16 protein-coding genes are annotated in these 23,078 nt (G+C 56.9%); 10 read left to right on the forward strand and 6 right to left on the reverse strand.

Features of this window, described 5'->3' with window-relative positions; genetic code table 11:
- Window positions 1-296 precede the first annotated feature (296 nt).
- A complete protein-coding gene (locus AC0V61_RS05055) occupies window positions 297-3,458 on the reverse strand; it encodes a VIT domain-containing protein (RefSeq protein ID WP_486156180.1) in 3,162 nt (1,053 codons plus the stop codon).
- A 78-nt stretch (window positions 3,459-3,536) separates the two neighbouring features.
- Window positions 3,537-4,070, reverse strand: coding sequence for a TetR/AcrR family transcriptional regulator (locus tag AC0V61_RS05060; protein WP_486156181.1), 534 nt, complete (start codon window positions 4,068-4,070; stop codon window positions 3,537-3,539).
- 142 nt (window positions 4,071-4,212) lie between these two features.
- On the opposite strand from AC0V61_RS05060, the gene AC0V61_RS05065 reads away from it, so the two are divergent.
- The 9 genes from AC0V61_RS05065 to AC0V61_RS05105 all read left to right on the forward strand — a co-directional run bounded on the left by AC0V61_RS05065 (window position 4,213) and on the right by AC0V61_RS05105 (window position 17,509).
- Complete coding sequence (locus AC0V61_RS05065; RefSeq protein ID WP_486156182.1) at window positions 4,213-5,235, forward strand: 3-oxoacyl-[acyl-carrier-protein] synthase III C-terminal domain-containing protein; 1,023 nt, start codon at window positions 4,213-4,215, stop codon at window positions 5,233-5,235.
- Window positions 5,232-6,248 (forward strand): NAD-dependent epimerase/dehydratase family protein, encoded by a 1,017-nt coding sequence (locus AC0V61_RS05070; RefSeq protein WP_486156183.1) that lies wholly within the window; start codon window positions 5,232-5,234, stop codon window positions 6,246-6,248. Before AC0V61_RS05065 ends, AC0V61_RS05070 begins: the two co-directional genes overlap by 4 nt.
- Window positions 6,245-8,338 (forward strand): MBL fold metallo-hydrolase, encoded by a 2,094-nt coding sequence (locus AC0V61_RS05075; RefSeq protein WP_486156184.1) that lies wholly within the window; start codon window positions 6,245-6,247, stop codon window positions 8,336-8,338. The genes AC0V61_RS05070 and AC0V61_RS05075 overlap by 4 nt, the downstream gene beginning before the upstream one ends.
- Window positions 8,331-9,491 (forward strand): ATP-grasp domain-containing protein, encoded by a 1,161-nt coding sequence (locus tag AC0V61_RS05080; RefSeq protein ID WP_486156185.1) that lies wholly within the window; start codon window positions 8,331-8,333, stop codon window positions 9,489-9,491. The genes AC0V61_RS05075 and AC0V61_RS05080 overlap by 8 nt, the downstream gene beginning before the upstream one ends.
- Complete coding sequence (locus AC0V61_RS05085; protein ID WP_486156186.1) at window positions 9,491-10,504, forward strand: Rieske 2Fe-2S domain-containing protein; 1,014 nt, start codon at window positions 9,491-9,493, stop codon at window positions 10,502-10,504. Before AC0V61_RS05080 ends, AC0V61_RS05085 begins: the two co-directional genes overlap by 1 nt.
- A gap of 84 nt (window positions 10,505-10,588) precedes the next feature.
- Window positions 10,589-11,830 (forward strand): AAA family ATPase, encoded by a 1,242-nt coding sequence (locus tag AC0V61_RS05090; protein ID WP_486156187.1) that lies wholly within the window; start codon window positions 10,589-10,591, stop codon window positions 11,828-11,830.
- Window positions 11,830-12,255, forward strand: a complete 426-nt coding sequence (locus AC0V61_RS05095) for a hypothetical protein (RefSeq protein WP_486156188.1) — start codon at window positions 11,830-11,832, stop codon at window positions 12,253-12,255. Before AC0V61_RS05090 ends, AC0V61_RS05095 begins: the two co-directional genes overlap by 1 nt.
- A 2-nt stretch (window positions 12,256-12,257) precedes the next feature.
- Window positions 12,258-14,228 (forward strand): hypothetical protein, encoded by a 1,971-nt coding sequence (locus AC0V61_RS05100; protein ID WP_486156189.1) that lies wholly within the window; start codon window positions 12,258-12,260, stop codon window positions 14,226-14,228.
- Window positions 14,225-17,509, forward strand: coding sequence for a hypothetical protein (locus AC0V61_RS05105; protein WP_486156190.1), 3,285 nt, complete (start codon window positions 14,225-14,227; stop codon window positions 17,507-17,509). Before AC0V61_RS05100 ends, AC0V61_RS05105 begins: the two co-directional genes overlap by 4 nt.
- A gap of 75 nt (window positions 17,510-17,584) precedes the next feature.
- Here the strand turns inward: AC0V61_RS05105 and AC0V61_RS05110 are convergent, their stop codons facing one another.
- Together AC0V61_RS05110 and AC0V61_RS05115 are read right to left on the reverse strand one after the other, a co-directional pair.
- Window positions 17,585-17,818 (reverse strand): hypothetical protein, encoded by a 234-nt coding sequence (locus AC0V61_RS05110; RefSeq protein ID WP_486156191.1) that lies wholly within the window; start codon window positions 17,816-17,818, stop codon window positions 17,585-17,587.
- Window positions 17,815-20,115, reverse strand: coding sequence for a molybdopterin-containing oxidoreductase family protein (locus AC0V61_RS05115; protein WP_486156192.1), 2,301 nt, complete (start codon window positions 20,113-20,115; stop codon window positions 17,815-17,817). The genes AC0V61_RS05110 and AC0V61_RS05115 overlap by 4 nt, the downstream gene beginning before the upstream one ends.
- A 98-nt stretch (window positions 20,116-20,213) precedes the next feature.
- Between AC0V61_RS05115 and AC0V61_RS05120 the strand changes: the two genes are divergently transcribed.
- Entirely contained in the window at window positions 20,214-20,702 is a 489-nt protein-coding gene (locus tag AC0V61_RS05120) for a winged helix-turn-helix transcriptional regulator (RefSeq protein ID WP_486156193.1), read from the forward strand.
- An 86-nt stretch (window positions 20,703-20,788) separates the two neighbouring features.
- Here AC0V61_RS05120 and AC0V61_RS05125 read toward each other — a convergent pair whose 3' ends face one another.
- Window positions 20,789-21,394 (reverse strand): hypothetical protein, encoded by a 606-nt coding sequence (locus AC0V61_RS05125; RefSeq protein ID WP_486156194.1) that lies wholly within the window; start codon window positions 21,392-21,394, stop codon window positions 20,789-20,791.
- Window positions 21,395-21,419: 25 nt separating this feature from the next.
- The gene (locus AC0V61_RS05130) at window positions 21,420-23,000 is read right to left on the reverse strand and encodes a YadA-like family protein (protein WP_486156195.1); all 1,581 of its coding nucleotides are present in this window, start codon (window positions 22,998-23,000) and stop codon (window positions 21,420-21,422) included.
- Window positions 23,001-23,078: the final 78 nt, after the last annotated feature.

Raw genomic sequence — 23,078 nt, forward strand, 5'->3', positions numbered from 1 at the left:
TCAGAACCGGCTGAGCGGGGAGCGAGAGCGCAAGGCCCGCTTTCGCCACCAATATCCAACCTTCAATGACAATGAGAATTGAGCCGGAAGGCGACGTTCACGATCTCGTTCTTTGAGGAGGGTGGGTCAAAAGACGGTCCAAAGCTCCATGTAGACACTTTTGTATTTAATGTCATAGTCTTGCTTGATATTGACCTACACCTCGACCGCACCAATTTTCCCAGACTTACACGACACAGATCGCACCCGAGGGGGCAATGCTATCGGCGCCACACTCTTCAGGCGCGCCTCGCGGTCTACTCAACCTGTATCGCGGCAACGACGCGGTCGTTTTCGCGGCTATTGCTGCGGTCAAAGCCAACCTCGGCATCGATCAATTGCTCAGCGTGATTGTCGCGGCCAAAATTCTGTATCAGGCGAACCATGACACGGCCGGGCCCGTTGGGGTTGATGCGGTCTCCTCTAAACCCTTGCACCCTCACCGAGTATTCGCCGGCAAAGGCATCGCGAAGGACATATTCCTCAGGCCCATACCCTCTGGTCATATCATCAGAAACCTTACCGCCCAATTGCGTGCGCTGATTGCTGTAAGAGGCCTGCTCACCAGACGGTTCCTTGACCCACAAATCAAGGTCTGCATCAGCGGCGGTCCATTCAATGACGATGCGCACATCGGTATCAAGCTTTGCCACGAGGCGTTCATCGATTGACCACTTGCCACCTGCATCTTCGATCAGCGGGATGAGCGAATTCAGCTCCATCAAAGCAACAGTTTCGAGCCCGTTATAGCGACCATCTGCAGGCTCGAGAATGACGTCGCGCAAAAGTTCAAAGGCCCGCTCCAAATCGTCGCGGCGTTCGCGGGCCTGATTGGCCTTACCCAGATTGGTTCTGGCTCTTGCAGCAAGGCTAAGGGCAAGAGTACGCCGGGGCTGTGGGCGGTAATCGATCACCACCGCAAGCCGTTCAAGCAGGGCGATGGCTGTGTCATAATCGCCTTCGCGTTCCAGTCGGAAGGCGACAATCAGCGTCGTCTCATCATCGCTGGAGGGGACATCGAGCGCTGAGAGCAGCAATTGCTTCGCGAGCGCTGTTTGCCCCTTGAGGCGGAACCATTCTGACACATCAAGGTGAAACGCAGGCACCGTACCGAAGATTTTCTCCTGCTCAGACAGGACCTTAAGGCGCTCGGATGCATCCGCTTCGTCAAGCGCCCTTAGATAGGGCTGATCAGAAAGAACATCGGCCAATGTCACCTCGACGTTTGCCCCTTCCATATCTTGGGTGGTGAAAGAATTCACCGACAATGGCGTTTCCTGAAGGTCATCTGCGCGCCGGCTGGCGGTCACGACGATATTATTTCCAACCTCGTCCGCGGCAGCTTCATCAACGTCAGCAGGGACCTGCGCCAAAGCAGATGGTGGAGGCGGCGCTGGTGATGGGGAAGCGAGAGGCTCACTTTCGTAAAGTACCGCCTCCTCGCTCGCCTCAGAGACCACCACATCAATGGCCCCGGCGCCGGTTTCACTATCGGCTGGGTCGCTGCTTTCGCCTGCAACAATTGCCTGAGTGTTGGCTCTGCGCATGACTGCCTTTGTGTCAAATTCGCTTGCCCACCAGTCCCGCGTTTTGCCCCATTGTGCTAAAACAAACTCAAAGCGCTGATCGCGTGCGGTTTTCGCTTCGGCATCAAATTGCGCCTTTTCTTGCGCAAAATCTTCCATCCAATCTGCATCAAACCCTTGGGGCGGAGTGATTTCGGCGCGCACATATTGCCCCGGCTCTTCAAGCACGAGAAACGCCATCGTCGGGCTTGCGACTTGGAATTCTTGTGAGATCCGCTCCATCTTTGCCCGGTCAGCCGGATCATCAGCAAGCCTTGAGACCTCCTGCGATGCCCACAATGCGCCGGCTGCATCGTGGTCCGCTTCGCTTGCTGCGTTGACCAGATATCGCTTGCGCCATTCTCCTTTGCGCGCGCCCGCAAAGCGCACATTGACCTCGCGCCAATTGCCGAGCTCTGCGATCAAAGTGAAATGGCCATCCTCGCCAAAGAAGGCCCGGTGCTTGAGGCGCGCACCGCCTTTGTCGGTAACCCTTGCAACGCTAAGCGGTCGCTTAAGCATTGCGGATAGAACGCTTTGCGCATTGTCTTTGGTAAGGGTCAGGCTTTGACCGCCGGTATCAGAGGCAATCCGGGCAAGCCTTGCGCCGTCCACAGTGGGGCCGGAGGCGATGATTTGCATCGCACAATCAGGGGCAAACTGGGCTGTGTGATCCAAAGTCACCCCGCCATCGGTGAAGATCAAGCAGATATCGGCGGGAGGCAGATTAAGCTCTCCGAGGCCTGCAAAGCTGGTCGCGCCGCGATAATTGGTTGAGGTTAGGACGGCCTGAAGGCGGTCCCCATCCGCAGAGGCAATCTGCGTCACATTGGGCTCACCGCTGGCGAACCGAACAAGGGTCAACGCAGGCGATCCGGTTTGCGCCACGAACTGCGACAGCAGCGCAATCTCATCCTCCACCAAACCATCCATGCGCGAACGCGAAGTGTCCCAATAGACCCGCACCGATTGGAGCGGCTCCTCATCCAAGGGGGCAGGGGTCACTTGGTCGGTAACAGTGAAGAAGGCTTTCCCACCAGAATGCACAGCGCCCAACGCTGTGCTGCGCGGTGCAAGGTCTTTGAGCGTAAGGTCACCTGAAAGGACAGTGTCGGACCTGACAAACGCCTGCGAGCGCCAAACCCTGCCATCGCGCTCAAATGTGACGTCGCCGCCATGTCCAACCTGCAGGGCGGGTGCGCGTGCAAGGCCTGTTGCCTTCGCCTTGACCCGCAATACGCCAATCGGGACGCCAGTACTGACAGGCAAGATCAATCCTTTGTGTGGATCAACCGGCGTCACAAAGGTGAGTGAAATGCGCCGGGAGCCTTCCGCCGCTATGGGATAGATGCGTGCGGAGAAAGAATTGGTGCTGGTGATTTCGGCAAGGCCGGGGTCAATATTGCCGCGAACTTCATCTTCGTAGACTTGCTGCGCTTTGGGTTGGTCAATGAGGCTGCCCGGGATCATCGCCTCTCCAATGTTAAGCGAATAGCCGGTCACCACCCCGTCGCGGGGCAATTGCATCGTGAAATTTGCCTCCACCTCATCGTCGGATGGATTGAGGATTGTGGCATCAATCGTGAACTCAGCCAGAGAGCCGTGCTGATTGATCGCAATTGTCATTTCGGAATAGACGAGTTGAGGTCCGTCAGACCCTTCATCCACCCCGTCAACCAAAGAGCGAAGCTGGAAATTGGGTTTGGGAACAGGGTTTACCTGTGCGCGATCGTTTTGCGCCGGTTCAGCTTGTGTCGCCTCGGCTGGCGAAGCGGCAATTGGCATTGCCCAGGCGACAAACAATGCAACCAAACAGCCGATCAAAACACCCGGTCCAGCTTTACGTGACACCATTCACCCATTCCCTTTACACCAAACAATAGCGCGGAGTTTGCAGGAGGTCATCACCCCAATCGTTGGATTGAGAAGAGCTTAGGCGCGATGGCTTGCGAGGACCTCCTGAACACGCGCAAGAGCTTGGCCTGCGGGGTCCTCTTCTTGCATCAATGCAAAACTCCCCGTCAGCCAGAGTGCACAATGGCCGTGAACGGTCGCAATCAAGGATCGCACCAATCGGCGTGCCTGATCTTCATCGGTAAGGCCAAGCGTCATGCTCACTTCGCGATCGACAATTCCGGTCAAGCTTTCGCGCGCCAGACCATCTTCGTGTGCAATTTCAATCGAGCGATCGATCCGGTGATCATAAATCGCCATCCAGGCATTGCGGTGCGTTTCAGCAAATCCAAAATAGGCCCTGACAAGCGCCTCAATACGCGCCGTGGGATCATCCGATGCTTTGGCCAATGCCGCCTCAAGCCACCGCGACCACTGCCGAAATGTCTCGCTGTTGATGGCGATGAGATAGTTATCGAGCCCGCCAAAGACGTTGTAAATCGTGCCAACTGTGTAGCCCGCCCGGCGCGCGGCCTCGCGTGCTGAGAACTTTGCAAAGCCGCGCTCAGACATCAATTCGTGCCCGCACGCGATCAACAAGTCGCGCAATTCAGTCGCAGAATGGTCTGATCTTCGTCCCACGGCGGGATTTGTAGCGGATAAATTGAACATTGTCTAATTATTAATTGAACACTGCTCAATTATGTGAGAATGTATGAGCGAATCGAATGGAGACACAGCTGTGCTAAGCAGGTTCAAAGTATTGGGTTCAGGCGCGTATCGACCGCGCAACACCTTGACTTCGCGCGCAATGGACGAGCAATTTGGCCAACCACCCGGTTGGACTGAGGCTGAATTTGGAATTGCTGTGCGCCATGTCGCAAGCGAGGATGAGACGACCTCCTTTATGGCCGCTGAGGCTGCTCGAATTGCACTTTCGAATGCTGAGTGTGACGGCGCATCGCTTGATGTCATCATCGGCGGGTGCGGCGTGATGGAGCAGCCCATCCCCTCGACTTCTGCACTGGTGCAAGACAGGCTTGGTTTGGGCCTGTCAGGGATCACCTGTTTCGACGTCAACCAGACGTGTCTTTCCTTCATGGCCGCCCTTGATGTGGCCGCAATGGGACTTGCCACCGGGCGGTGGAAGAGGGCGTTGGTGTTTGCCAGTGACATCGCGACCGCTGGACTTAATCCTGATGTGCCCAAGACCCGGTCGATCTTTGGCGATGGCGCGGCTGCACTGGTGATCGAGGCGTGCGATAATGATCAAAGCGGAATTGCCGCACAGGCAAGTGTTACGATGGGCGCGCACAATACGCTTGCCCAATTGCGCTCTGGCGGAACGCGGCTGCGGGTGAGCGAGGGGTATGATGCGCTGGTTGAAGGATCGTATTTTGAAATGGACGCCTTTGGCATTTTTAAAGCGGCGGCGAAGGTTTTGCCCGGTGTGATTGAAAAAGCTCTTGGAGATGCGGGGCTGACCAAGGATGAATTGGCCTGTGTGATTTGCCACCAGGCAAGCGCGCCCGGAGTGGAGCATGTGAAACGCCTGTTTGCACCCGATTGCCAAAGGGTGGTGGACATTTTTTCGACCCATGGAAATCAAATCGCAGCATCAATCCCGGTGGCTTTAAGCCATGCCCTTGAAACCGGCACTGCAAAGCGCGGCGACAATGTGCTTCTTTTGGGCACAGCAGCAGGCATTAGCGCGAGCGCAATGGTCTTAAAGATATGAGCAAGCGGCGCATCCTTTTGACAGGCGCAACCGGCGGTCTTGGACTGCACTGCACGCGCGAATTGATCGCGCGCGGCCACCACGTACGAGCCATCGGTCGGCGCGGCGGAGCAGGCGAGAGACTTGAGCAATTGGGCGCGCAATTTGTCGCTTGCGATCTTGAGCAGACAGCTGATCTTCGCCAATTGCTCAAGGGTTGTGAAAGTGTGATCCACGCCGCGGCTTTATCGGCAAGCTGGGGTCCGCGCGCAAAGTTTGAGAGCGCCAATGTCGCGGTGACACAGCGTTTGCTTGACGCAAGCTTGCAAGAAAACATCTCGCGCTTTGTCTTTGTCTCCTCGCCTTCAATCTTTGCTGGTTTCCAAGACCGCGTTGGTATTGGCCAAGAAGATGAACCCGCTACGCCGCCCCTCAACCACTATGCTCAAACCAAGCTTGCAGCTGAGCGATTGGTGCTTGCCGCGCGCGGTGATCAGCTCGCCTGCTGCGCGATTAGGCCGCGCGCATTGGTGGGCGAGGGGGACCAGGTGATATTGCCAAAGCTTGCTGAAATGGCGCAGCGTTCAAGGATACCACTGCCGCGGTCAGGCAAGGCTCTGATTGAACTAACCGATCTTCGCGATGCAGCTTGGGCCATCTGCGAGGCGGAAGAGCGTGCGAGCGCGCTTAGCGGGCAAGCCATCAATATCTCCGGGGGCAAGCCCATGCCAATAAAGGAGGTCGCGCAAGCCCTTGCAAAGGCACTGGGCAAAGACCCACACTATGCGACACCGCCCATGGCGCTTTTACGCCTTTTCGCAGGGGCAGCAGAGGGTCTTGGATCGCTTGTTGGTCGCAAGACGGAACCCCTTTTGACGCGCTACACCCTCGCAACCCTTGCCTATTCGCAAAGCTTCGACCTGACGCAGGCGCAGCAATCGCTTGGCTATACGCCGCGCTATGACGGTCTTGCGACGCTGCTAGGTCAAGCCCAGAAAAAAGCAGAGCAGGCAGCAGGGGAGAAAGGCGCATGATCAAAGTGGGCTTTCGCTGGCTGGAGCGCGGATCAACCCGGCATCCTCAGATTATGACGATGTCTGGTGGCAGCGTGTGCGCGGTCGACTTTCCTGCGCTGGTCGGAGTGATCGAACATCCAGCCCGAGGCCTTTTCCTGTTCGACACCGGCTATGATCCCGCCTTTGAGGATGCAACACAGACCTTTCCCGAAAGGCTCTATCGTTGGACGACACCGGTTGAGATTGGCGCTGAGCTCAATTGGCACGCCTGGCTAAAGGCGCATGATATCGACGAGGGCCAGATTGCAGGCACGATCATTTCGCACTTCCACGGTGATCATGTCGCTGGCATGCGGCATTTGGCGGATCGGCCTGTCTATTGCGCAAAAGCGGGCCTTCAATCTTTACGAAAGCCGGGAAGATTGGGCCGGGTCCGGCGCGGGCTGCTAACGACTTTGGTGCCACACGCCATTGATGGGAGCGCAAACTTTTTTGAAGAGGCACCGGCGTGCCCATTGCCAAGCAGCTTTGCCCCGTTTGAAGAAGGCCGCGATATTCTGGGCGATGGAAGCTTGATAGCCGTCGATCTGCCCGGACATTGCGAAGGGCATTGGGGCCTTGCCTTGACCACACATGAAGACCAACCTGTGCTTCTTGCAGCCGACGCGGTTTGGTCAGGCCAAGCCATCAAAGAGCGCCGCCCCCTCCGCGTATTACCACCGCGCTATTGGGCGACACGCGCATCTATCGAGGCACGCTTGAGCGGCTCCACGCAGCATCATGCAACAATGGTGAGCTTGCGATCCTGCCTTCGCATTGTGCCATTAGCGCTCGGGCCTTTAGAGGCGATGATGAGGCCTGATCTTATCTTTGCCGCCTGGTGGCGCACGCGAATGGCGATGCGAAAGTCTCCTGCCAAGCTTGCGCACGCCCGCGCCCGGTTGTGGTCGCAGCTGCAACCCACCATCGCCCGGACACCAGCGCTTGCGCTCTATTGCGGTAAGCCGCTTGAGGATTTTCCAGTGACCGACACCGCGCAACTGCGATCCGACTATGGCGCGTGGAATTCCTTGGGCAAATCGGACGAGGAGCTGCGCGCGCTAGCCGACGGAGCAGAAGCAGGCCAAGCGCCTGATGGTGAGATGACAGCGGGTTGGTCTACGGGCAGCAGCGGCGGTGAGCGCGGCCTGTTTGTGACAGACGGTGCGGAGCGCGCCGATTACATTGGCCAAAGTTTAGCGCGACTTTTGCCTTTAAGGGCGCTTTTCAAGAAACAACGCCTTGCCTTGCATTTGCGCGCCAACAACGCGCTCTATAGTGATGTGCGTGGGTCGCGTTTTTCGTTTCTGCATGTTCCGCTGGAGTGTGAACGATCAGAGGTGATGGATCGCCTCAAGGCATTTGCGCCCACCATATTGATCGCCCCCCCGCACCGCTTGATGGAAATGGCAAAGCTGCGCCCTCATTTTCCTGACCTTGAGCATATCTTTTGCGGGAGCGAGCCCATCAGCCCGGCACAGGTCGAGGCCATAACCAAAGCGTTTGGAGTGCGCCCTCGCGGGATTTTCCAAGCCACGGAAGGATTTCTTGCCGCTGAATGCAGCCATGGCCGCTTGCATCTCAATGAGCATGCGATTGAATTTGAACTTGAGGCGGTGGCTGGCACGCAGGGCTTTCGTCCCATCCTGACCGATCTGCGCCGCAAAAGTCAGCCTATCGTCAGGCTGCGCACCGATGATTTCCTTGAGCTTGATGAGAGCACCAACCCCCTCACATCGTCAGCCCGGTGCCCGTGCGGATTTGGCGGGCGCGTCATCCTCCCCCCGCAAGGCCGCGTGAGCGATCTGTGGCATCTTGGGACGCGCGTTATCACCCCGCGCGAAGTTGTAGACGCGGTCGAGGGAGGGAGCGGCAATTGGCAGGCCTGGCAGGCTATCGCAGATCACGAACGCGTCACTTTGCGCATTGAGCAGCGCTGTCCAACCGACTTTGAACAACGCGCATCTAGCACCCTCCAGGCGCTTAGCGGCCTACCGGTCAAAGTGGTGCGCGACCTTAAAACGTGGCCTCAAACCAAGCGCTGCAAAGTGAGGTGGGCCGGTGCCTAAAAGCGTTCTTATAACCGGCGCGCGGGCAGCAGCAGCTCTTGATATTGCGCGCGATTTCAGGGCGGCTGGCTGGAATGTGCATTTGGCCGACAGTGTGGTCTCGCGAATGGCGCGCTGGTCATCGCTTCGCGCCAAGCACCATGCCTATCCGCCCCCAAGACAACAAGGCGACGCCTTCAGGTCGGCCATTGCGAAGATGGTGAGCGAGCACAATATCGATCTGATTGTGCCCACTTGCGAAGAGGTTTTTCACCTCGCAGCCCCTGCCCTTGAGCACCATTTGGCAGGCCGCTTGTTCGCGCCTGACATGGCGATGCTGGCACAGCTGCATGACAAGCTCACCTTCGCTAATAGCGCAAAGGAATGGGGCCTTCATGTGCCTGAAACTCACGAGATAGAGGGCAAGCTTCACCTTGAAACCTTCTCGCGTAAGAGCACAGAATGGGTGTTCAAACCACGCCTCAGCCGCTTTGGCGACCAAACACTGGTGTCCCCGGGAAAAGACGGTCTGCGCAAAGTCGCAAAGCGTTTGGACCAAGGCTGGATCGCGCAAAAGCGTGTGCAAGGCAGGGAGGTGTGCATCCACATGATTGCACGCCGAGGCTCTTTGGTGGGCTTTTCCAGCTATGCATCGAACTGGCGCATGAAAGGCGGGGCTTGTTTTGCCTTTGAACCGCTGGACCCTGAGATTGATGAGCGGCTGTATGATACCGTGCAGCGACTATCGCGCACAGCCAATTTGCACGGTCAGTTTGGCTTTGATGTGATCATTGATGGCGCTGGAAAACCCTACTTCCTTGAGTGCAATCCGCGTGCGACAAGCGGCGTCCATGCGCTTGTCGGTGAAGGACGCCTGGCTGGCGCAATTGGCAAAGGCGAAGCCATCGCCATGCGGAAACAGGTCCCATCCTATCTTGGCCCTGCGATGCTCGTCTTTGGCCTTCCCCAAGCTTTGGCACGGGGGCGTTTGAGCGATTGGTGGCGGTCTCTTCAATCCGGAAGCGATGCAATATCGCGCGGCCATGACAGATGGTCCGTCCTTGGCGCTTTATGCGATGCGAGCACCTTTATGCTGAAAGGCAAATGCAAACGCATATCGACCAACGCGGCCACAACCTATGACATTGAATGGAATGGTGAGGAGCTACCCTGATGGCATTCCCAAAAGCAGTAAGCGATGCGTGGCACATGGTCGCACTTTCGCGCGACGTAAAGCTTGGCGATGTGCGCAAAGTCAGCCTTTGCAACACGCCCATTGCGCTTTTTCGCAGCGAAACGGGCCTTGGTGCGCTTGTCGACCGATGCCCCCATCGCAACTTCCCTTTGTCCAAGGGCCGTATCCATAAGGGCACTTTGGAATGCCCCTATCATGGATGGCGCTTTGGTCAGGATGGAGCCTGCGAAGAAGTCCCCGGCTGCCTTGCGCAAACGCGGGGGGATAAAGCGTTAAAGGCCAAAGCTTTGCAAGTGTATGAGCAGCACGGTGCCATCTTTGTAACGCTTTCTGAGACAGCTTGTGCGCAGCCTGATCTTCCCCCCGATTTCGGCAATCGCGAGCTCGATCATTTCTGGTGGCAGCAAGGCACATGGCGCGGCAGGGCCTTTGATGCGATCGAAAATGTGATGGATCCCTTCCACACAAACCACCTCCACCACGGCTTTATCCGCAGGCGCGACAAAAGACTGCCGGTCAATCTGGTGGTCACCACGCATAGCGATGGGATTGCCATGACGATCGAGCAAACCGAGCCTGATCTTGGCCTCATGTCGCGGTTTCTTGAGCGCGACCGCACCCGCAGTGTTTCGCGCTATCACGCACCCACGACTGTCCAGGCGCGCTGGGAGGGGGAGACGCAATTGACCTTGTGCGTGACGGCGATCTTCACGCCTGCAACCGATGGCACTTTTACCCCGTTCGCGCGATTTTCAACTCCCAAAGGCCTTGCGCCCGGATGGCTGAAACAGGCGGCAATTCGTCTGTTTCTGGCCCCGGTGGTTGCTCAGGATCGCGAAGCATTGGAGCAGCAGCATGAAGTGATGACGCATTTCGGCCATCCAAAATTCACATCAGGCCCCGGAGATATTCTGGGCAATAGGCTTTACCAAATATGGCAGGGCCAACAGATTGAAGAGGCAACGCACGAAGTATTTGAAGCCCGGCTATAGGCGGCGCGGACAATTCGCCATTGTGATGTAACACAGCGATGTATACGCCTCTTCTGAGTGCTTTAGGGGGCGCAATTCTATTTTATGACCAATGCTGATATCTCTCAGGCCGTCGAACAGGTCGATCGCCATCTTGACGCGCTTTCAGCCAAATTTGTCGCGCGCCGCTCCTTGATGGAGTTGGTGATGCTTGGCCTGATATCGCGCGAACATGTTCTGCTTATCGGGCCGCCGGGCACTGGTAAATCAGCCGCGGTTCAAGCGGTGGCGCAGGCGCTTGATGCATCAAGTTTTGAGTATCTGATTGGCCGCTTTACTGAACCGGGCGAATTGTTCGGCGCGCTCGACCTTGCAGCATTGCGCGATGGCGAAGTGCGCCCTGTCACAAAGGGCATGTTGCCAGAGGCTGAGATTGCCTTTCTGGATGAGATTTTTCTGGGTTCGACTGCGATCCTGAATTCGCTGCTCAAAATTCTGAATGAGCGAACCTACCGGCGCGGGCAGTTTGAGGCCAAAGTGCCTTTGATCTCTTGTGTGGCAGCCTCAAACGAATTGCCAACAGATGCCGCTTTGGCAGCGTTTGCCGACCGTTTCTTGCTGACGATGTTTGTTGATCCTGTGGCGGATCACCAATTGGGCGACCTGCTTCAAGCGGGGTGGAATGAGGCTTTGAGCGAGCATGACACTGTCCCACCATTGAAACGCGGCGTCTTGGACAGCTTGCAAAAAGCAGCCCTTAGGGTCGACGTGGCCCCTATCCGCGAGGATTACGCCCACCTGGTCCGCAAAATCCGCCTGCTTGGTGTTCCGATGTCGGATCGCAAGCTCGTCAAAGGACTCAAACTGATTGCGGCGGCGGCCTTGCTTCGCGGCAGCGACACCGCTGCGCGCGAGGATTTGTGGCCGACGAGCTATTTGGTGCAATCACGCGAACGCCAAGCAGAGCTTCGCGATTTGCTGCATTCCGAGCTTTCCGAAAGCCGCAATCCTGTTTTGACGCAAAGCCTTGCGCTTTCCACTCATGGACTTGTTGCTCACGCAGCTCAGCTTTGTGCGCAGGCCGAACAAATGCTGGATGCTCGCCCAAAAGAAACAGGGGGCTCGGAAACAGGGGTCTCAGAAACAGGGAAGCGCGAGGAGGAATATTGGCTCGTGCGCCTAGAGACACTTTTGACGCGTATCGATGCGGCTTTCTCAAAAGACACTCTGCCTGAAGATCTGGGCGCCGCACGCGGGCGCATCGAAAGTGCGCTCCAAAGATCATCGTCCCCTGATCACAGCTCGGACGGTTCGAGCGGGGCGCCTACCCAAAACGCGGCTGAATAATGCGCTGGGAGAAGGTTGATCCGCTCCAATCGGTTGATGCCTTGCTTGTGACAGGGGCAGATGCACAGGCTGATCTTGCCCGTTCAATGGCAGGCAAGACGGCGTTTCAAAAAAGCCTGCCAATCGCGCTTGGCGAAGGGTGGGCGGCGGTGTTTGCGCGGCCCCTTCCCGGGGAGAAAGACGCCATGGTGCCCACCGTCGAGGGAGCGATTTCCTTGTTTGAAGCGCAGCACGGCTGGTATTTTCCAGTTGGCTGCGCGCTTGCGGTGCCCGATGATCTTGCAAGCGACCTGTTGGAGCGGCTTGCAGATGAGACAGCCTTTCGCCCGCCAGCGATCATTGTGCCGCGCTTTGACGAGGGCGACACAGTGTCGAGCGCCGTTGATATTTATCCCGTTCAGTTTCAGCGCCAAGACACAGCCTGATCATGAACACTCTTGCAGCCCCGCCCAAACCCGATGAATTGCCAGAAGCTTACAAGCCTTTTGCACCAGTGCTTGAAAGGCTCTCGCCTGCCCTTGCGCAAATACTCATGGGTCAATTGGCCCAGTTTGAGGTCTTCTCGCGCAAATTGGAGGTGAAAGAGGAGGCGCGCCAAGGCGAGTTCGAAGGCCTAAGCGGTCTCACCAATCGCGGCACAATCGATCAAATTTTGCAAAGCGAGCTCCTGCTTCAAACCGAGGCGCCCTTGGAGTTTTTGCGGCGCCTGGCCGAGGCAGAAACGCTTTTTCACGACCGCCAATTTGCCGATCCGGGCGCAAAGCAGGTGTGGCGTGTGATAGTGTCCATGGGGCCGGGCGTCATGGGCCACGCCCGCTTGATTGCTCTTGCGAGCATCTTTTTTCTTGCCCGCGTGGCTGAGCGGCGCGGAGGACGGTTTGAATGGTGCTATTTGCCAACAACAGGCGAGCTCACCTGGTGCAAAGGGATCACGGTCAATTCCATCAAGCGCTTTTTGCGCTCTGCATCGTTCAGGGATGCAAGCGCTGATGATATTGCCGAGGCGCGGGCGCTTTGGGAGGCGCAAAATGATCAAGAGGACATGCGCGATCGGCCAGCGCATGCCGATTGGCTAGTGGGGTCTGGCGATGATTGCATGGGCCTGCGACCCGCACTGCTCGACGAGGCCAATTCGTTAAACTTCACCCTTGCACCGCACGTCAGGGGCGAGCCGCGTCAGGCGCTGATCACGGTGCAAAAGGCGCATATGGAAATCGCACAAGGCCAGATTTCGCTTAGCGATGACAAGCTGTGCCTATCAGCTTTAGAGCGCCCCTTTGCGGTTCCGAAGAAGGCTGAGAAAGCGCAAACCAAAGCCCACCGGCCAAAGCCAGAGGGCTGGGAACAGCGCTATCTTGCAACACCAAGCGGGAACTACAGGATTATCAGGCTGGCAAGCGGGCTTTTGGTGCAAAGGCTGGGCCATTATAAGGGGCAGAAGTGGCACTGGTTCGTGCCGCTCGAAAATGACCTTGATATCGCCGGTGTTGAGATTGAAAACGATCTCCTCAAGCTCGCATTGCTTCGCCGGTGGAAGGACAAGCACCGCTTATTGTTTCAAACCTTTCTTTTGAAAGAACGGGATAATGATCGCCAAGGAACGCTAATCTCGCACCGGGTCGCGGTGACCGATGACCTTTGCCGCCATGATCGATACGCCCTGCCGACAATGGTCGACACCGACTATCAATTGGGGGGAACCGTCGATCTCTTCGGCCGCTCGGGCGCACGCTTTCGGTTGGATCGACGTGGGTCACTGACACAGCCATCGACGCCCCATATCCTGCTCTCCAGAGGGCAACATCACATGGTGCGAAACGATATCTCAAGCGGGACACTTCTGCAGATCCACCGGCGCTCTTCTGATGAAATGGTGCGCCGCTTCCACCTCAATGAAACCGTCCCCAACAAGGGGTTTTCGGGATTATTCTGGTCTCAAACCACTGCGATTTTAGGCTATTCGGTCAATCCAGGGGAATGGAAAGCCGCCAGCGCAGACACGCGCAATTCGCCAGCGTTTGATGATGGGTTTGAATTTGCCACAGCGCCTGATCAGCGGCTTTTGTCGCTATGGCTCAAGAAGAATGAGGTCCACGCGATACTTTGGTCTGATGCGCGCATTGGCGGTGAAGGTATCGTTGAGTTTGTGCGCTTTCACGGCGGCGGAAAAGTGCGAACCCAAAAGCCTATCGATTTGGGCAAAGACGCAGACCAGATTGTACATATCCTCGAATCCAATGCCAAAATGCTGGTCATCAAAGGCGATGAGGGAGGCGTGCCGGAACGGCTGATCACCATTCACCAAAAATTGGTCAATGGAGAGCGTCAGACAGAGGAACTGTGGCTGAATGAAACAGCCGACAAAGCGCCCCAACTCGTTGTGAGGCAGAGCTCATGAGCGGGCAGCAAATCATAGGAGCTCGGCCCGCTGTGCGCGCAAGGGAACAAGGCTCAGCGCGCAAAGCAAACGGCGCTAGCCAAGCGGCGAAACGTTCGCGCGCTAGCGCGCCTGCCAGCCCGCCCACCATCACAAAATTGAGCGGATCAGAGCCTTGTTACGGACTGGCATTCCTGCTCTATCCCGATGCGCCATTGCCCGAGCTCACAGCAATACGGGACGAGATTGCCGATATCCGCGAAGGCATGGTGGGTGAGGGAGAAGACGCGCGCCGCCTGCTTCTAGTGCTATTTCGCAAGGCCAACCGCCGCTCAGCGCCGCTCTTCCCAGCAGCTTTCCCGCTTACACTCACCCGGCCCGGCGTGCTCGCCAGTTATGTGAGGGAACGGCTCTGCGATCGGGCGCTATCTGTCGATGCGAACTCGCGCATTACGCCTTCAAGCATTCGCGCTGTGGATTTGTGGTGGAATGGCCGCTCGCACACCCTTTCGCTGCACCGTCTGGCGTCAATTGAGCGAAGCTGGCTATGGGATATGCCGCAGGTCACTCTCCATAAGGCCTATAGCCCCCCCAAACCCAATTTGCAGGACAAGACGGACCATTCAGCGCCTAGCGAGGAGGTCTCCAAGCCTCGCAAAACTGCCAAGCCATTTGGCTCTGCAATCGAAGAAGGCTTAGCCGCGCGCCTCTTCCCAATCGATGAAAATTCCAACGAAGACCCATTTCGCGATATGCGCAAAGCGTTTGATCGGCCAAGTCCAGCAAGTGAGCGGCTGCGCGCATTGGGGTGGCATTTGGCGAACACCTGGCCCGCCGTCTGGGATTTGTTCAAGACGCTATTTTGGATTCTTTGGATCCTGGTGCTCCTTTTGGTCGTGGTTGCGGTCATCACATCGGGCGGCGGCCTTTTGATCCCGCTTATTATTGGTTTTGTCGTCGTGCAGCTCTTGCGCGGCCTTTTCGGTGGCGCGGGCGGCGGCAGTAGCGCACAGGGTCAAGCTGGCCGCTATGGGCAGGGCTCATCCGGCTACAAAGCGCCAAGCATATTTGAGAATTTTCGCGGCTGGCTTGCGTGGAAAAATCCGTTCAGCCAGGTCCACAAGCAACTCAACCGGCGGGTGCGTCAGGTCGAAGGGATGATCGAGCGCGGGCAAATTGATGAAGCGCTCAAAATGGCCTTGAGGCTGGGTGGCAATGCAGGTGGCAAGCGGAAGGCGAAGAACATTTATCCGCGCGAATTGCCAAGCGCCCGGGCAAAACTGGATTTCCAACTTGGCGACAGCCCTTTCAGCTCCCCAATCCTTGATCCCACGAGCGATTGGCAATTGCGACACAGCTATCTGGTGCTGGCTCAAAAACTGGAGAATGAGGGCGATTTTAGGCGGGCTGCCTTCATCTATTCCCAGCTCCTTGGGCAGCACGAACAAGCCGTGCTTCTGCTTGAAAAAGCAAAGTTGGCAGATGAGGCCTTAAGACTGGCACTTGGGAGCCGGATTGATCCGGTGATCACCGTCAGGCTCCTTTATGGCGCGGGCCGAAAAGAGGACGCGCTTGCATTGGCGATGCGGGCAAATTGTTTCGAACAATTGGCCCAGCAAAGCCAAGGCGAGGACGCAGTTTTCCATACCGACGTTGTAAAGGCATGGACCGATGCATTGATCGACAGCGGGCAGGTCCTTCGCGCTGTTCAGGTCACCGATGCTCTTGCCAATGAGGCGAAAGCAAACACGGTGCTGCTCGACCTTCGCAGATCGTGGCTCAAAGCTGTGATCTTGGGCGGGCAAGCCAATGAGCAGTTTTCAGCCGAGGCAATCGTGCGCGCGATTTTGGCAAGCTCACTTAAAGACGCAGGCCTCATCGCTGGCTATCCGATGCGTCTACCCGACACAGGTGACGACCTTCTTGACCTTGCCCTTAGCGAGCTGCGCGAGGCAATGATTGATCCTGAGCAAAGCGACGACCTGTTCAATGTGCTTGCGGTCCTGCGACGCCTGGGATCACGCAAAGCAACCGAGCAAGAGGCCTTTTGGGCAGGCCCGGCAAGCGCGCTTTTGGAGCAAATTTCTCATAGTGCGATCCAGCATTGCTCTGACAGATTGCAAGGCGCTGATCTTGATGCGTTGAGCGAGCTTTTGAAAATGGCGGGGCACCGGGTCCTGTCACGCGATCTGCAAAAGCTGACCAAGCTGGTTCAGTCCGAAACACAGCCACCGCGCGAATGGCGCATACCGCCTGCCGAGACCAAGCAAGCTGCAGCCGTCCACGGCTGCGTTGTTGGCGCTGGCACTGGCAATGGCACTGGCGCGATTGTGATCTGGCGAGACAACGAGATGCTGGAGCTGCTTAACAGCAAAGGCGCGGTGCTTTGGCGCAAGCGCATCGAAGGCGTGTGCGGGCTGGTGCCTGCCGGACAAGGGCGCAAGGCAATCGTTTTGCGCAATGGCCGCGCTGGTCTGACACAAATTGCATGCTTTGACACAGTATCGTGCAGCCTGGTTGAGGTCGGCAATATCGCCCTTAAGGCCTTTCACGATGTCACAGACGAGGTGGGTTGGTTGGTTCAGGTGGGCGGGCAAATCGGAGCGCTCAAACTGGCGCAATTGACCGCGGCTCGTCCAAGTTTTGAGTTTCTTTGGTCATGCTCTCTTACCGATAGACTTCAGGTGACTGGGTTTAATCAGGGCAAAACCAGCGCCTCTTGGGCAAGCGTGGATGTGAGCCGCGAGCGTTTCGGGGTCACCGAGGTGTGGCGCTATCAAACCAATGGCGAGCTTCAGACCTATATCTTGCGCCCAGGCGAAGACCCTTCAAGCGGAGAACCCAACCCGCCGATGCAATGGGCGTGGAATGAAGACAACGGGCCTTCGAAAACTGCGCTGACGAAAGAGGGCAGTTGGCTCACCATGAACATGTGGAACGAGGAGACAGAGCGCCACATCCGCACCGTCATGGCTAAGCGCGGCACACAGCAAGGCGTTGATCATCTGATGGCTTGCGATTTTGGTCGCTCGGCGGTCGTCACCCGCGCGATAGAGGGCGCAAGCGAGATGCTAATGAAAACAACCGTTCGCGCACATCAGGCCGGCGACCCTCAAATGAGGTTGATCCATGAGCACGAACTCGAACTGAGAACTCTTGCCCGCCTGCCCGTTGGCCCGCCCGACAGATTGCAAGGCCGAAAGCAGAGACAAAAGCGCAGCTCAGGCAAGGCGCTGATTGCCGACAATGAAGGCCGGTTGTTTCTCGTCGATCCAAGTGCGGCACGGGTGTTGGCGTTGTAGCGGGGATATTCGCTCCGAAAGACACCCGCGCATTTTGCGCAGGTTCGCGATGCCCGGGCCAACACTTGCGCGCTCTTAAGAGTATGGCTTGCTGCTATTACCCCGCGCCTGATACTCGGCCAGCTCGTCGGGATCAAAGCCAAGATCATTATCGACCAGCTCATCGCGCATAAAGTCCTCTTCGTGAGGGCGCGATATGGCTTTGTTCAAGACGCGGCGGCACACTTTATCGGTGACACTTTTGTTTCGCGATGATTTGGCCGCGATTTTTAGCATCAGCTTGGCTTTCAATGTGTCGAGCACGCTCATTGAGCAGGCTCCTCGACGTGAAGCGGCCCCGCTTCAACCTCGACACCGGGCTCAAGCGTCGAACCGGCGATTTTGTTGATACGGCACGGCACGCCCTTCAAATGCGGAATGCCTTGTTCACGGTCCAGAAATTCCTCATCGTCGCGGCATAACTGCGCATCGGAATACTTAAGCGCACCCGATAGCTTGCCTGCACCCTGTTCCATTTCCGGTTTCCACCATCCATGCGGCACACGAACAAGGCCATCGGGCATGGCTTCTTTGATCGCGACCTTGATGGAAATGCTTGCAAGCTCGTTTGCAACCTCAACCCATTCGCCTTCTTCAAGGTTGAGCGTTTTTGCCGTGCCTGGGCTGACAAAGGCAAGCGGATCGGGATGACGTTTGCGCATTTCGGGGATGTGGCGGTGACCGGTTTGGAAAAACCCATCTTCACGCACGCCTGTAAACAGCATGAGCGGGAATTCAGGGTCGACCGGCGGGTCCTCGCGGAAATAGGGCAAGGGATCAAAGCCAAGCGCCTCAAGCCCGGTTGATTTCAGCTCAACCTTGCCCGTGGGCGTTGCAAAGCCGACTTTCTCATATCTGCGATATTCAGGCGGGGCGAAGTGGATTTCAGTTTCTGCGCACATTTGCGCAAACGTTTTGCCGGTGGAGGCCAAACGCCAATCGTAGAGGTCTTCAACCGTCTCCCACGGCACCAATTCAGGCCGGTCAAGCGCGCCTGCAACAAGCTTCCAGAAATCAAACGTGCTTTTGCATTCACCCGGCGGCTCCATGCTTTTTTCAGAAAAGCGCACCGTTGAGGTCCAGCCGAAGGTATCCATCATCCAAGGACGTTCAAGCCAGCTGTCAGCAGGAAGGACATAATCCGCCAATTGAGCCGAGGGCGTCATGAATTGCTCATGCGCAACGATCAGATCCTGGTTCATCATGGCTTTGATGATGAGGTGCATATTGGCATAGCTCATCATCGGATTGTTACCGAGAAAGAAGAAGGCTTTGACAGGGTACGGCCCTTGGCCCGCCATCGCGCGGAAGGTCGCGGACGGTGTCGCCATATGGCAGCCCATGATGAGATTGGCGTATTCCTGACCGTAGACGCGTTTGGTCGGCTGTTTGAACATCTCCTGCCCGCGATAGGTGAAGGCGGGGTGGTCTGCCGAGCCGAGTTGCTTGGCCTTTTGCTCATCGCAAAGCGCCTCGTGCATCTCGATTGTGCTTTCGTTGATGACATCGGGGTTAAAGCCCTCAAGCCGTTCACCGCCCGGCGCATCGACATAGCCACAAATCGCTCGCAAAATGCTCTGCAAACGAATGCCCGATGTGGAATTACGCTGCATATCGGTGATCGGGGTCCACGGGATGATCGAGGGGCCTTCGCTTGCGTACATGCGCGCAGCTTTCGCGATCATTTCCGGATCACAACCTGTAAGCTTAGCCACGCGATCAAGTGGAAACTCGTTCACACGCTCGCAAAGCTCTTCAAAACCATGGGTCCAATTGGCGACAAAATCACGATCATAGAGCTTTTCATCGATGATGACTTTGAGCCAGCCAAACATCATCGCGACATCGCTGCCCACTTTGAGAGGGAGCCAAATGTCGGCCCGCTGTGCGCTAGAGCTTTTGCGCGGGTCCATCACGATTAATTTCGCGCCGCGCGCCTGAGCTGAACGGATGAAATTGTACATCGGCGTCCAGCTGTGACGACGCGGGTTATGGCCCATCAAGACGATGCATTTGGTGTTCGCAAAATCGCCCATCGGATGCCAGCCCAAAGTAAAGCGATTGACCGCTGCGGTGTTACCAGCACAAAGCGCCACCCCGCTGATCCAATTGGGCGATCCAATGTGGTTCATGATCCTACGGCCAAGCCCGTGATCGGTCGCGGTGTTCCATTGGCTGGTGGAGACCGCCCAGCTTTCCGGCCCGTGCTTGGCAATGATTGCCTTCAAACGCTCACCGATATCAGCCATGGCATCTTCCCAGCTGACCTCTTCCCATTGGCCAGACCCGCGTTCGCCAACGCGCTTCAATGGCTTCATCAAACGTTTGGGACTGGCAAATCCTTTGGGCGCAATGATCCCCTTCATGCAGATATTGTCGCGGAAAATCGGGTTGTCGGATGAACGGATGCGGGTCACCCGGTCTTTTTGCACCTCCGCCACTACATTGCAGGCAATGTCACATGATCCGCAAATGACATTCTTGGTCGTCACGCCTTCACGCACTGGGCGCTTGGTATATTGGGCAGAGACAATAGCTTGCGGGTCAAACGGTGGTGCAGCTGGCATGGATGATCCCCTTTTTGATTGCGCCTTGCCCCTATTTAGTCTAAAAAATAGACCGAGTCCATGTTAGAGTTGTTCGCAGCGTTCAGGAGGCACAGCGAGTGAAGTGGGATGAGATCAGCGACCAACAATGCTCCGTCGCGCGTTCGTCAGCGGTGCTGGGCGACCGCTGGACACTCCTCATCTTGAGCGATTGCTTTTTGGGGGTGAGGCGCTTTGATCATTTCAAAGAACGCCTTTCCATACCCAGAACAACCTTGTCGAACCGGTTGAGCAAACTTGAAGAGCACGGCGTCTTGGTTCGCCATCGCTATCAAACCCGCCCTGACCGCTTTGAGTATCGTCTCACACCAAAGGGCGTTGATCTCTATCCGGTCATCTCCACAATCGTGAATTGGGGGGATCAATATTACGGGACTGAACATGGCCCCCCGATCATACGCACACACAAGGTTTGCGGCGCGGATATTGCCCCTGTTCTCACCTGTTCAGATTGCGGTGAACCCATCGACCCGCGCGACATGACCGCAAGGGCAAGAGAACCCATTAAGGGCGTGCCAGATGTGGAACGAAAACCTGTTGGGGCTTAGAGCCTGTTGATCTGAGCAGGCTAGGCATTGGTCCGAAGGCATCGGCACACGTTCGCTGTACAGATACAAAAGGCAAGCATGCGCCTTTACTGCGCGGCGGCCATTTCCTTAGGCTTCAGCTCGACACCATAGAGTTTCCAACGCCCTTGCTCCCATTGGTAATAGACCTCGAACTCGATCGCGATGGGGCGCAGGTTAAAGACGCCGCGCACACGAAATGTGTCGTCGCTGACCATAGTGGGCGCCTCGTAATAGGTCGGAGGCACAAGCAGCGCGTTGGACAGATCGACATTAAGACGGCGAAGCCCGGCGAAAAGTTCGGTCAATCGTGCCGGGTTAAACTGGATTTGAAAGCCCTGGGCAGAGATATCGCGCAAGACCGAATAATTGCCCGACTGATTGGCATGATCAACAGCGATAATCGTCGACCACAAAAGCTTCGACAATTCCAACTGGCGAGGCGTAGGCCGGATCGCGCGCGGCAATTGAATGGTGGGTTGTCCATCAATGCGCGGAGGCTGCGCGCCCCTTGTTTGCTCGGCAAGTGCTGGTGCAGGGGTCATGGCAACAAGGGCAATGAGAACAAAGCCCCAAAGCATCGCTTGAAAGCCGCCCATACGCGCATCCGCACGCGGCATGAAAAGAGATGCCAAACTCTCAATTGACGGCACCTGTGATCGGTATCTTGTCATGTGCGCGGTTTAAACCGCCGCACGCTTACCAAGCAAGCTGGAAGCCGCTGCGTGCACCGATTTCTCCGCTTTCAAGGCCGACGCCTACGCCTGCAGAGATCGACGCATTGTCGCCAAGACGCGCGGACATAGCCATCGAGCCTGCGCCCTGCCCTTCGAACACACCAACGCCTCCCGAGAGCGCGAAAATCGTGCCCGCTGGCAAAGCTGGAGTTTCCATCGCCAACGCCATCGCCACACCTTCATTTGCCCGCTCAATTGCCGCACGGTTGGCAGCGGTCTCGCCGAACAATGCATCAATCTGAGGGGCAAAGTTGAAGCCGACTGATGATTGCAGATTGGCAATCGCAGCAGAGTTTGAAGCGATGGATTGCGTATTGTTGTCGATGGCATTTGTGTTTGTGGTCACGCGGTTATCAAGATTGGACACAGCCGACGTGTTCGCAGCAATCGCCGTCTCGTTCGTGCCAACGCGCCCGTTCAGGTCTGTGATCGCGGTTTCATTGGTGCCAACGCGCGTATCAAGGCCTGCGATGGCTGTCACATTCGCTGCGACATTGGCAGCGCTCGCAAAGGAGTTGACGTTAACGCCCTGACCCAAAGTGCCCGAGGAATCGACCGTTGCAACAAAGACATCGCCTGTTTGAGCAGCCGTGCTTGCGGTCAGATCGCCAACCGTAATTGAGCTTCCTGAACCGCCAAGGACAACCTGATTTGCCCGCGTGGTCGCCGCGCCCGCACCAACAGCTGTTGAGCCGCTGAAGCCTGCATTGGCGCCTTGCCCGATGGCTGTTGCATCCGTTTCAGAGGCCGCAGCGCTGAAACCCACAGCGGTTGAGTTTTCGCCCGTTGCCTGAGCATCAAAACCGTAAGCGGACGAAAAGGCCCCAGTTGCATCTGCGTCAAAACCAACAGCGGTTGCGACAAAGCCGGTTGCAGCCGCGTCACCGCCCAATGCGATGCTGCCAACCTGTGTGGCGCGCGCGCCTGTGCCATTGCCATCTTGATCACCGCCAAGCGCAATCGCGCTTTCATCGCTGGCCCGCGCTAGCCCTCCAACGGCAATCGTATTGCGGGCCGATGCAGCAGCGCGGTCGCCCACAGCAATGGCGATTTCGGCCGTCGCTGCAGAACGGTGTCCAAAGGCAACAGCACTGTCGCCATCGGCAAAGGCATCAAAGCCGTAAGCGCTAGAAAAAGCGCCTGTCGCGTTGGAATCAAATCCCACAGCGGTTGAAACAAAGCCAGTGGCCGCTGCATCCGCACCAATCGCAACAGCGCCCACTTGGGTCGCCCGGGCCCCGTTTCCATCACCGTCCTGATCACCGCCGATTGCCACAGCCGATTCGTCAACCGCACCAGCATTGGTGCCAAAAGCAATCGCTCCAAAGCCTGTAGCCGCCGCGTTCTGTCCGCATGCCAACGCTTCTGGCTGGGTCGCATCCGCCCCATTGACGCTATCCGCAATCCCATCGCCGTTGGTGTCAACGACGCACTCAGATTGCGCAGCCGCAGGAGCGGCACAAAGAGCAAGGAAAATGCCTGCGCTACCGGCAAGCAAAAGGGACTTTGCAGTCGAGCGGGCGGCAATCGAGTGAGGGTTCATTTGGACTTCCTCTAAGTGGTTTATAGCAGGTTACGACGCAGATACGCGTCTTTGCCAAGGCCACTAAAAGGAATGAAT

The organism is Erythrobacter sp. JB1-4 (assembly GCF_057365025.1).